Raw genomic sequence first — 11,444 nt, forward strand, 5'->3', positions numbered from 1 at the left:
ATGTGAACATCACCATGAGCCAGGCCAAGGCGGTGAGCAACTACACCAACTCCATCCTGGCCAACACCGAGGCACTAGACGATGGCTACGACGAAGCCATCCTGCTGGATGCATCTGGCTTTGTGTCCGAAGGCTCGGGCGAGAACATCTTTGTGATCAAGGATGGCGTGCTCTACACCCCTGACCTGTCGGCCGGCGCACTCAACGGCATCACCCGCAACACCGTGCTCCATATCTGCAAGGACCTGGGTCTGGAAGTGGTACAAAAGCGCATCACCCGCGACGAGCTGTATATCGCGGATGAGTTGTTCTTCACCGGCACCGCAGCTGAAGTGACGCCCATCCGCGAGGTGGACCGCATCCAGATCGGCGCCGGTCAACGCGGCCCGATTACCGAAAAGATTCAAACGGCCTACTTTGACATCGTCAACGGCCGCAACCCCCAATACGCACACTGGCTCACCAAGGTGTGACAATCGCTATCCCTGAGTGGCGTCGCCAGTGTCAGGGATAGGCATCATTGAAAATCACGAGAAAGATACGAGAAATGACCACGAACGCCGTCGTCGAACTGGCCGCCAAAGACCTGAACGCCCAAGGAGGCGTGTTCTGCCCCAGCCCCAAAGCCGATATGAAGCTGTGGAACAGCCACCCCAAGGTCTATCTGGATGTCGCCAAGACCGGCGAAGCCAAGTGCCCCTACTGCGGCACCGTTTACCGCCTGAAGGCGGGCGAGGTGTTTGCGGGCGGGCATTGAAGCACACCCGTGCTGAACAATAAATGCCGCATCAAGCGGCATTTCCTTTTGGCGCATTGCGAGGAACACCTCTTGTCCACTCACACAGAACAACGTCCCACACTAACCATAGGCGTACTGGCACTCAATGAGGCTCACAGAATCCGAGCCTGCCTGGAAAGTGCCAAGTTTGCAGATCAGCTAATAGTTGTAGATAGCGGCAGTTCCGATAGCACTGTGGAAATTGCACGTCATTGTGGAGCAGAGACTTTTATTTACCCAAGCTGGCAAGGCTTTGCCATACAGCGAAATCGTCTGCTTCAACACGCCACTGGTGACTACATATTCTTCCTCGATGCCGATGAAATCATCGGCCCTGAATTTCAGCAAGAACTGCAAGCCATTGTTTCGAGCAATCAGCAGGCTGTATGGAAGATTCGCTGGCGTATGGTGGCTTTTGGTCATGAACTGAAGTATCTGCGTTCAACATCTTTGGTTGAACGCCTCTTTGTTCGTCGCACCGTGCGCGAATTCAAGGGAATCGTGCACGAAGAAGCTCAGTTAACTGACTCCAAAATGCCGCGTAAGAAAATTTCGGCGCCCTTGCTTCATCATTCAAGAGAGACCGTACTCGATAGCCTACAAAAATTGACCCAGTACTCCATGCTGGGTGCGGCTAAACGCGCAGGAAAAAAAGGTGGGGTAATTCGCGGCCTAGCATCGGGCTCTTCCATGTTTATTCGCCTGTATTTTTTCCATTTAGGCTTTCTCTGCGGGGGTGCTGGCTTCCTATACTGTCTATTCGTCGCACTAGAGGCATTCTTCAGATATGCAGCTCTGGGATATGACAAAAACTACCCCACAGATCTCAAAAGAAGCTGATGCTCAAAAACTAGTGTTTTTGTAGAAATGCAAAAGCACCAAGTCCCCTGCCTGAAGCATGACTAGTTTGCTATTCAAAGCAAATTTATCTAACAGCAGCACTTATTTACAAACCATGAATTTGCACACGCAAGTCACGCGACCACCAAGCAAGCTCGCCTTGGCTCTCCCCTATACACTGGATGCCGCCTGCTTTGCATTCTTTGCCCTAAGCCTTTGCGTGCCGTCCGGCTACTCCTACGGTTCCACAGCTCTCGCACTTTTCACGCTAATTGGCTGCTTTGCCGTTCGCTCAAAAAAGCCAACACAACGGGATACTCTGGTTCTAGTTGGGATGCTTGTGACCATGGGCTTGCTATGGAGTCTGTCATTGGACCGCTGGCTCTCAGCGGCAGGTTGGGCATACGGTGCGAAATATGGCTTGGCTGCTCTCAGCCTCTGGTATCTGAGCAAAACGGGAGTCCGGCTCTCCGCAATCGTCTGGGGTATCGCTTTGGGATCTACCGGCGCTCTCACGATTGCCGCTTATCAAGCGGGCGTCTTAAAGATGCCAAGAGTTTCCGGATTTACGAATGCCATCCAATATGGTGGCATTGCCATGTATCTGGGTTTTGCCACTTTGGCACTGGCCTTGCTGGGCGGCCGGAGCAAGCGTCAAGCAGTGGCCTTGGGTTTGCTTGGAGCATGCGGCATTTACGCATCCTTTCTTTCAGATTCCCGCGGTTCCTGGGTTGTTATCCCATTGCTGATTGCCGCTATCTGGTTGATGGCTTGGCTCAATGGCTATAAGCGTCTGGCCAGTATGGCTGCAGGGGGCATGCTCATTCTTGGCTTGATCGTGGCTGTGCCAGCCTACCAAAAGCTTGAGCAGCGCAGCAGCGAAGCAGCGCAGGAGATTTCGCAATACCTACAAGATCCTCAAAAATATGCAGTCACCTCTGTCGGCCAGCGACTGGAGCAATGGCGACTTGCCATTCATTTGATCGAACAACGCCCCCTAACCGGCTGGGGCCTGGCAGGCTACCCGGCTGCCAAGCAGCAAATGGTGGATCAAGGCCTCGCTCACCCCTCTGTGATGGAGTATGGGCATGCGCACAATGAAATTCTGGATATGTGGGTCAAGCGCGGACTACTGGGCCTGATCTTGCTGCTGTTGTTTTATACGGTACCCGCAGCCATCTTCTGGCCTACACAAAGCCGCATAGCACGTGTCAATGCTGAACAGCGCCCAAAGCTGCTGGCCCTGCGAGCTGCTGCAACGCTGCTGCCTCTGGCCTACTTTGGATTTGGCTGGACCCAGGTCTTCTTCGCGCACAACAGCGGCAACATGTTCTATATCTTTAGTCTTGCTGTGCTCTGGGGTGGTATTTGCAGGCTTGAATCCCAAGCAGCACCCGCACCTCAGTCTTGACTCTTGCTGGGTAAGCCAAACGCCAGCGCGCCCAAAGCGCCCTGGCCCAGTGCGAACACGCCATAAAGCAGCCCCACACCCACAGCCAGAACAGCAGACACCCCAAACGGAGCTAAAGCCGCCACAGCGGCGGCTTCGCGGGTGCCCCAGCCGCCCACACTGACAGGCAATGCAGCCATCAAAAATACTGGGGTAATCGCAAAGGTCCACACGACTAGCGGCAACTGAACACCCAGAGCAATAGCACCACAAGCCAGAGCAGCCGCAGAAAAAAGTTGCACCACCGCTGATGAAGCGGCCTGAACTAACAGCTGGAGCATAAAGTCAGGACTGCTGGCTGCCACGCGAATAGGATCCAGCCAAGTGCCAGGCAGCTTGAGCCAGCCATGGCGCAACCCCAGTAACAGCACGCAGGGAAACAGCACCCATAGCACAGTGATTGCCAGCAGCAAGGCGCTGAATACGGCCTCATTCATGTGCACCCACGCTGCCAAGGTAGGAGCGCAAGCGAACGCGCCAAAACCGCCAATGGCGCAAAGCATCCACAAGCCACTGATGCGATCCAGAATGACTGACAGATTGCTCGCTGCCTTAGCCTGCCCCGTTTTCTGGAGCGCGATTGCGCGATAGACATCGCCACCGACCACGGCACCGGGCAGTAGTACATTCAAGCCAATCGCCTGAAAATACCAGCGCATGCCAGATGCCACAGACATCTCTGCCCCAAGCCATTGCGCCATGGCACGCCAACGCCAAGCCGATACGACATTGGAAGAGATAGCAACCACAAAGCCCGTCAGCAGCCACCACGGGTTGGCTTGTTGCAGCTGCGCAAAAAGCTGCCGGGGGTTTGCAAAGTAAATGACTGCCCCCAGCAAAGCCGTGCCCATCAAGGCACGAACCAGCGCTTTACGCGTCTTGCTCACAATGCAGCAGGTTCTGCTTTGGTCGTTTTTTCTTCGAGCTTGTGCTCCACTACGCCATAGTCCTTGGCGTAGTACTGCAAGCCACTACCAGACTCGTAATAAATACGTGTCAGCAGCTCACCAATCAGGCCGGCGGCGATGAACTGCATACCCATCAACACCAACATGACCCCTACCATCAGCAGCGGGCGCCCGCCAATGGATTCGCCCATAAGCTTCTGTACCAGCAGCCACAGCAGAATGAAAACGCCGGGTGTTGCCATCCACAGCCCCATGCCACCAAAGGCGTGCAGGGGGCGCTGACGAAAGCGCATGAAGAAGACGATAAAGATCAGATCCAGAATCACACGGAAGGTGCGATCAATCCCGTACTTGGACACCCCATGGGTACGCGCATGATGGCGCACGGGAACTTCAGCAATACGAGCACCGGCATCGCGGGCCAGAGAGGGGATGAAGCGGTGCATCTCGCCATACAGGCGAATACGGTCAATGATCTCACGGCGATATGCTTTGAGGGCGCAGCCGTAATCATGCAACTGCACATTCGTGAGCTTGGAGATCAGGCGATTGGCCAACACCGATGGCAAGCGACGCGACAACGCCTTATCCTTACGGTTCTTGCGCCAGCCTGAAATCATGTCCAGATCAGGTTCATTTTCCAGACGCTCCAGCAGCAGCGGAATATCGCCGGGCTCGTTCTGTAAATCCGCATCTAGCGTCACCACATAGCGACCACGCACACGATCAAAGCCTGCTTGCAGGGCGCTGGACTGACCGTAGTTACGCACCAGACACACGACTCGCACCCAAGGGTTCTGCTCAGCCAGCTCGCGCAGACGCTTGGCACTCCCGTCCGTTGACCCATCGTCCACCGCGATCAGTTCATAGCTCAGCGGCTGGGTGCGCATGGCCTCGTCAATGCGGGCCACCAGATTGGGCAGATTATCGAACTCGTTATAAATAGGTACAACGATGGAGACCTCAGGACTGGAATCGTGCACAGACTTCATGTCAATGATTTTGAATAACAGTCACCTATACTAACTTAATGCCCTAGGTGCCATTTTCGCAAAACGCATTGCTTGACCTGCAAAGCCAATCGCAAAAGTTGGTGCACAAACTCCATAATTTGCTCACCTGCAAAAATCAATGGAATCAAGCTCTACGCCCTCTTTTTCCAAAGACTGGCAGCAAACACTTTATTCCAAGCCATGGGTATGGCTCGCGCTTATGGTCTGTGCGCATATCGTGTCGCGTATCACTATTTCTGCGGGCATGAAATGGGACGAGTCTGAACAAATTCTCTGGGCCCAGCACCTGCAGCTGGGCTACGGCTCCCAGCCGCCGCTCTATACATGGATGCAGTGGGCGATCTGTCAGCTCTTCGGCCCCTCAGTTCTGGCTCTGGCTTTACTCAAGCACTCGCTGATTGCACTGACCTACTGTCTGGCATGGCTGGCAGGCCGAAAAATCCTCACTGACAAAGGCGCATGGTGGGTTGCAGCAGGCCTGCTGCTGATGCCCCCCTTCGGCTGGGATTCCCTGCGTGACCAGACTCACACAGTAATGGTCACAGCCATGACCATGGGCCTGTGGTTCGCCGTACTGCGTCAAGTACAAAGACCGCAAGCAATCAATTTTGTATTGATTGGCCTGTTCTGCGGGCTGGGCATGCTCTCCAAATACAGCTACGCCATGCTGATCGGCGCCTTGTTTGTGGCATCGATGACGGTGGCGCAGGTTCGCTCGGCCATTTTTGCCAAAGGCTGGTGGCTGGCTCCGCTGGTAGGAGCACTGATCTTTGCACCCCATGCCTTGTGGCTAGCTTCGCACTGGGGAATGGCAACGGCCGAAACTGTACAGAAAATGTCCATCTCGACCGAGGCATCGCACCTCAACGGTCTGGGAAATCTGCTCAAGGCCTTGCTCTCTACCCTCGGCCTGTGGCTGGTTGCGGTATTAGTCAGCTATCGCTCCAAGCTCTGGACCCCTGCACCTCAAGCGACTGTCTTAGTGCCTTCACGCATCTGGGTCAAACCGCTGCTGCAGCGCTATCTGCTCATCGTTGCCGTTTGCCTGCTAGCCATGGTGATCACGGCTGATGTCACCGACTTCAAACAACGCTGGATGCTGCCACTAACCGCCATCGCCCCCATGGCCCTGTATGTGTGGCGCCCTGCTTTGCTGGAGTCAGGTGTGGGACGTATGTTCACCAACTTCGTCATTGTCTTTGCGCTGATCTTTCTGACCATGGCAACGTTACGCCCCTGGCAAGGCAGCCTCAAGAATGATCCTGATGAGCTGAACCACCCCGTCAAGGAACTGGCGCGGCAATTGCGCAGCGCTGGCTACACCGGCAATGGCGTGATCGTTGGCTCTGACCACATGATCGCCGCCATGCTGCATTCGCAATTCCCTCAAAGCTATGCACTTGGCTGCCCGGATGGCGCACAGCTGCAGCAATGCCTGTCTCAAGCCAAGGCTGACGCTGCTGACGGACTACTTCTGATTACCCGTGCCGACAAGCCGGTTCCCGGCTGGTGGGATGGAATCTTTACCACGCAGGCTAAAACCTCCCCTCAAACGCTGACCATTCGTTTCGAAAAAATGCCAGCCAGCGCAACGCCTGCGCAGTACCAATATCTCTGGATTGCCCCATGAATCGCGTTCTGATCACCGGCTGTGCCGGCTTTATCGGTATGCATTGCGCCAAGCGACTGCTTGAGCAAGGCGTGTCCGTCGTCGGCATCGACAACCTCAACAACTACTACGATGTGACGCTCAAGCACGCCCGCTTGGATGAGCTGCGCCACCATGTCAACTTCCGGTTTGTAGAGCTGGATGTTGCTGATCGCCAAGGCATGGCCGACCTGTTTACAGAAGTCACCCCCCGCAAGGTTCTCCACCTGGCTGCACAAGCTGGCGTACGCTACTCCATCGACCAGCCTGACGACTACACAGACTCCAATCTGCTGGGCTTTGGCAATATCTTGCAGGGCTGCCGCAAGCACAAGGTCGAGCATCTGGTCTATGCCAGCAGCTCCAGCGTCTATGGCGGCAATACCAAGATGCCGTTTTCCGAAAGCGATGCCGTGGATCACCCCATCAGCTACTACGCGGCCACCAAAAAGGCCAATGAGCTGATGGCTCACACCTATTCGCACCTGTACGGGATTCCCACCACAGGCCTGCGCTTTTTCACGGTCTATGGCCCTTGGGGCCGCCCTGACATGGCTTTGTTCAAATTCACCAAGGCCATTCTGGCGGGCGAGACCATTGATGTCTACGGTGACGGCAAGCTGGTGCGCGACTTCACCTATATCGACGACATCGTCGAAGGCATCATGCGTGTTCTGGACAAACCGGCCACTGCGGACGCCAGCTATGACAGCAAGCGGCCCAACCCCGGCACCAGCACTGCGCCATATCGCATCTTCAATATTGGCAACAACTCCCCCACCGTGCTGATGGACTACATCGCCGCACTGGAGGGTGCCCTGCAAACCACCGCCCACAAGCAAATGCTGCCTATTCAGCCCGGCGATATGCACAGTACATCGGCTGACACCCGTGCCCTGCAGTCCTGGATTGGCTTCTCACCGGCCATGCCCATCAATACCGGCGTGCAGCGTTTTGTGGACTGGTACCGCTCCTTTTATCGCGTATGAAAGTTACTGTTTTTGGTACCGGCTATGTAGGTCTCGTACAAGGAGCCGTGCTGGCCGATGTCGGTCATCAGGTTCTGTGCGTGGATGTGGATGAGAAAAAAGTCGCCGCCCTCAAGGCAGGACAGATCCCCATTCATGAACCAGGTCTGGATGCCCTGGTCATCAACAATCAGCAGCTCGGTCGCCTGCAGTTCACCACCAATGCCGCAGAAGGCGTGGCGCATAGTGAACTGATATTTCTGGCCGTGGGCACGCCACCCGATGAAGATGGCAGCGCTGACCTGCAATATGTGCTGACCGTGGCCCGCACCATTGCCCAATACATGGACGGCCCGCGCATCGTCATCAACAAATCAACCGTGCCCGTGGGCACTGCCGATAAGGTCACCGCCGTCATCGCTGAAGGCCTTGCGCAACGCGATGTGCCCTACACGTTTGATGTTGTTTCCAACCCCGAATTTCTCAAGGAAGGGGCTGCGGTGGGAGACTGCCAGCGCCCGGACCGCATCATCATTGGCACCAGCAACCCTGCATCTGAAGCCAAGCTGCGCGAGCTGTATGCACCTTTCAACCGCAATCACGACAAAATCGTGATGATGGATGTGAAGAGCGCTGAGCTGACCAAGTACGCAGCCAATGCCATGCTGGCGACCAAGATCAGTTTCATGAACGAGATCGCCAACCTGGCCGAGCGCCTGGGTGCCGATGTAGAAGCCGTACGCCGAGGCATTGGCAGCGATCCACGCATTGGCTACCACTTCATCTACCCCGGCGTGGGCTATGGCGGCAGCTGCTTTCCCAAGGATGTGAAAGCACTCATCCACACTGCCAAGGAAGTAGAGTTCGAGCCCCTGCTGCTCAACGCCGTAGAGGACCGCAACAAGGCCCAGCGCAACGTGCTGTTTGAGCGCATTAGCGCCTTCTACAACGGCGACCTCAAGGGAAAGACCATTGCCGTCTGGGGCCTGGCCTTCAAGCCCAACACCGATGACATGCGCGAAGCCCCCAGCCGTAACCTGCTGGAGTCGCTGTGGGCCGCAGGGGCCAAGGTTCAGGCTTATGACCCCGTGGCCATGAAGGAAGCACGCCGCATTTACGGCGAACGCGCCGACCTGCAACTGGTCGACAGCCCGCTCTCTGCCGTACAGGGAGCAGACTGCCTGACCATCGTGACGGAGTGGCAGATCTTCCGCGCACCTGACTTCAGCCTACTGGCACAGACTCTGACTGACAAGATGATCTTTGATGGCCGCAACCTGTTTGAGCCATCTTTGCCAGCCAGCCATGGCCTGGGCTATGTCTCCATTGGCCGCCCCGTGCAACTGCCGCGCTGAGAGCCTCCAGTAAAAAGCCCCTCAGGCCAAAACCTGCGGGGCTTTTTACTGGGCCATCCACTCAAACCAGCGGCAGCGAAATCACAAAGCTTGCGCCTTTACCGCCATCCTGTCGATCTTCACAGCGCACCGTGCCGCCGTGGCGCTCTGCAATCGAGCGTACCAACGACAGACCCAGACCCACGCCGCCAGATCGCTCACTGGCACCGGGCAAACGGTAAAACTTCTCGAAGATGCGCTCACGCTGCGCCTCGGGTACGCCAGGTCCGTGATCTGCGACACAAATCAGCGCCATATTGCCCTGCTTGGCGAGCGACAGCGTGATCTCACCAGCGCTGTAACGGCGGGCGTTTTCCAGCAGATTGCGCACTGCGCGGCGCAGCAGTTTGGCAATGCCTTGCACCTCCAGCGGGCCGTCCGCTTGCATGTCCAGATCCGCATCAATGCGCGCGCACTCCTCGGCGCAAAGGCCGATCAAATCGACGCACTCCACCGTCCCCACATCCACTTCGCTGGAGTCCAGTCGGCTGGCCAGCAAGATCTCATCGACCAGTTGATCCAGCTCGGTGATATTGCGCTGAATTTCGACCTTGGCACGAGCGCTGGCCGGGTCATTGCCCATGAACTCCAGTCCCATGCGGATACGCGTCAGCGGCGAGCGCAGCTCGTGCGAAGCGTTGGCCAGCAAGGACTTGTGCGATGTCATCAAAGTTTCGATGCGCTCGGCTGCCGCGTTGAATTGGTGAGCCAGATCCGCCACTTCATCATGGCCGAGCTCGGGCACGCGCACCGATAGGTCACCCTCACCAAAACGCTTCACGCCGCGCTGCAGGTTTTCAAGGCGCTTGAGCAAGCGGCGAATGATAGGGAACACGCCCACGATCACGGCAACGCCCACCAGCCCCAGCATCCATAAAAAGCCAAAGGGCGGGCGCAGCCAGAACGCGACCGCACCATCACGCGGTGGCGGGCGGCCGTCGCGCCATTCGCGTGGGGCCATCCACAGCTCATAGGTTTGCCCATCTTTGGCGGCAATTTCAAAGCGCACGCCATCTACTGGCGAGCCGGAGATGCGATTGCCACGTCCTTCAATCAGCACATCACCATCAGGGCCACGCACCGCCATTTCACGTGATGGAGCCGCAGCACTGTTTTGCACACGCTGCTCTTCGGCGATATTCCAGGCCCATGCCACGCATAGCGTCAGCACGGCCACCCCGATCACAACGGCCAGCCAGATGCGCAGGTACAGGCGCTGAGAGAAAACATGCAGCAGCTTCATTGGGACATTTCCATCATCACGGGCACCGAAAATCAATCCTGCTGTTTAGCGAAGACATAGCCCACACCGCGCACCGTCAGAATGCGTTTGGGGGCCTTGGGGTCCGCTTCAATCGCGGCACGAATGCGCCCCATGTGCACGTCGATGGAGCGGTCAAAGGCTTCCAGCTCACGGCCGCGCACGGCTTCCATGATCTGGTCACGCGTCAGCACGCGGCCTGCGCGTTCGGCCAGCGCTACCAGCAGGTCGAACTGGTAGGAGGTGAGGTCGGCCACCTGCTCACCGACGGCAACAGTACGTGCATCGCGGTCAATTTCAAGGGCGCCAAAGCGCATGACAGCGGTCGATGGTGCGGCCTGACTTTCGCTTCCTTTGCGGCGCAAGATGGCGCGAATGCGGGCCAGCAGCTCGCGCGGCTCAAAGGGTTTGGGCAGGTAGTCATCAGCGCCAAGTTCCAGGCCGATGATGCGGTCCATGGGGTCGCCCTTGGCGGTCAGCATCAGTACGGGAACCTGAGCGGCTGCGCCGGGCATGGAACGGATGCGGCGACAAACTTCGAGGCCGTCCATGTCAGGCAGCATCAGATCCAGAATCACCAGATCCGGCTGCTCCGTCGACCCGCCATCTGCTGGCTGCAGCTGGTCCAGACCGCTTTTGCCGTCGGCCTTATGGGTCACTTCCAGGCCGTTATTGCCTAGATAGTCGCTCACCATTTGCGCCAGGCGAACGTCGTCCTCAATCATCAGAAGTTGGTGCGTGCTCATAGGGGGCAGTGTAGTCATGCTCGCGCCTTAATTTTTCTTCAAGGCCCCATGCTGCAACACGCAGGTGATCTGCTCTTGTCTGGCGCGTAAAGTTGGGTAAACCGCCTTTGCGCCACAAAAACAATAGCTATCAGCGCTTATTCATCAAGCGCTAGAGCCCATTTTTACCCTGGATGCCAGATAGATCAGCAGCAGCACAGGGAATCCCATCAGCGCCGTGGTGTGGAAGAACGCCTCGTAACCAAAAGCATCGACAAACACGCCAGAGTAGCCAGCCAGCCACTTGGGCGCCAACAGCATCATGGAGCTGAACAGCGCGTATTGCGTAGCCGAGTACTGCACATTGGTCAGGCCCGAGAGATAAGCGATGAAGGCCGCCGAGGCAATACCACCCGCCAGGTTGTCTGCACTGACCACCCAGACCAGTGCCGATACATC

Annotated in this window: 11 protein-coding genes and 1 pseudogene; 7 read left to right on the forward strand and 5 right to left on the reverse strand. The window is 56.8% G+C overall.

The annotated features are described in order from the left end of the window. The 4 genes from RSF91_RS18800 to RSF91_RS18815 form a co-directional block, all read left to right on the forward strand. A partial coding sequence (locus RSF91_RS18800) for an aminotransferase class IV (RefSeq protein WP_332569845.1) occupies positions 1-473 on the forward strand: 473 nt, incomplete at its 5' end. Positions 474-547: 74 nt separating this feature from the next. Next, entirely contained in the window at positions 548-757 is a 210-nt protein-coding gene (locus tag RSF91_RS18805; protein ID WP_169106568.1) for a zinc-finger domain-containing protein, read from the forward strand. A 72-nt stretch (positions 758-829) separates the two neighbouring features. Then, positions 830-1,618, forward strand: coding sequence for a glycosyltransferase family 2 protein (locus tag RSF91_RS18810; protein WP_332569854.1), 789 nt, complete (start codon positions 830-832; stop codon positions 1,616-1,618). A 58-nt stretch (positions 1,619-1,676) separates the two neighbouring features. Next, on the forward strand, positions 1,677-3,029 hold the full coding sequence (locus RSF91_RS18815; RefSeq protein ID WP_332569846.1) for an O-antigen ligase family protein: 1,353 nt from the start codon (positions 1,677-1,679) through the stop codon (positions 3,027-3,029). Here RSF91_RS18815 and RSF91_RS18820 read toward each other — a convergent pair. After that, complete coding sequence (locus tag RSF91_RS18820) at positions 3,020-3,919, reverse strand: lysylphosphatidylglycerol synthase transmembrane domain-containing protein (protein WP_442878896.1); 900 nt, start codon at positions 3,917-3,919, stop codon at positions 3,020-3,022. The genes RSF91_RS18815 and RSF91_RS18820 overlap by 10 nt on opposite strands. 32 nt (positions 3,920-3,951) lie before the next feature. Further along, positions 3,952-4,968, reverse strand: a complete 1,017-nt coding sequence (locus tag RSF91_RS18825) for a glycosyltransferase family 2 protein (protein WP_332569848.1) — start codon at positions 4,966-4,968, stop codon at positions 3,952-3,954. A gap of 238 nt (positions 4,969-5,206) precedes the next feature. On the opposite strand from RSF91_RS18825, the gene RSF91_RS18830 reads away from it, so the two are divergent. The 3 genes from RSF91_RS18830 to RSF91_RS18840 are packed head-to-tail and all read left to right on the forward strand — an operon-like array spanning position 5,207 to position 8,960. Continuing rightward, on the forward strand, positions 5,207-6,619 hold the full coding sequence (locus RSF91_RS18830; protein WP_332569849.1) for an ArnT family glycosyltransferase: 1,413 nt from the start codon (positions 5,207-5,209) through the stop codon (positions 6,617-6,619). Next, the gene (locus RSF91_RS18835) at positions 6,616-7,626 is read left to right on the forward strand and encodes an NAD-dependent epimerase (RefSeq protein ID WP_332569850.1); all 1,011 of its coding nucleotides are present in this window, start codon (positions 6,616-6,618) and stop codon (positions 7,624-7,626) included. Before RSF91_RS18830 ends, RSF91_RS18835 begins: the two co-directional genes overlap by 4 nt. Beyond that, positions 7,623-8,960: a UDP-glucose dehydrogenase family protein gene (locus RSF91_RS18840; protein WP_332569851.1), complete on the forward strand. Its 1,338-nt coding sequence runs from the start codon at positions 7,623-7,625 to the stop codon at positions 8,958-8,960. Before RSF91_RS18835 ends, RSF91_RS18840 begins: the two co-directional genes overlap by 4 nt. Before the next feature lie 61 nt (positions 8,961-9,021). On the opposite strand, the gene RSF91_RS18845 is transcribed toward RSF91_RS18840, so the two are convergent. The 3 genes and pseudogenes from RSF91_RS18845 to RSF91_RS18855 form a co-directional block, all read right to left on the reverse strand. Next, entirely contained in the window at positions 9,022-10,242 is a 1,221-nt protein-coding gene (locus tag RSF91_RS18845; RefSeq protein ID WP_332569852.1) for a HAMP domain-containing sensor histidine kinase, read from the reverse strand. Positions 10,243-10,274: 32 nt separating this feature from the next. After that, positions 10,275-11,006: a response regulator transcription factor gene (locus RSF91_RS18850; protein WP_332569853.1), complete on the reverse strand. Its 732-nt coding sequence runs from the start codon at positions 11,004-11,006 to the stop codon at positions 10,275-10,277. A gap of 144 nt (positions 11,007-11,150) precedes the next feature. Next, positions 11,151-11,444 (reverse strand): annotated as a pseudogene (locus RSF91_RS18855) (AmpG family muropeptide MFS transporter); the annotation flags it as partial.

The sequence above is a fragment of the Comamonas sp. genome, assembly GCF_036643215.1.
GTDB lineage: Bacteria > Pseudomonadota > Gammaproteobacteria > Burkholderiales > Burkholderiaceae_C > Comamonas.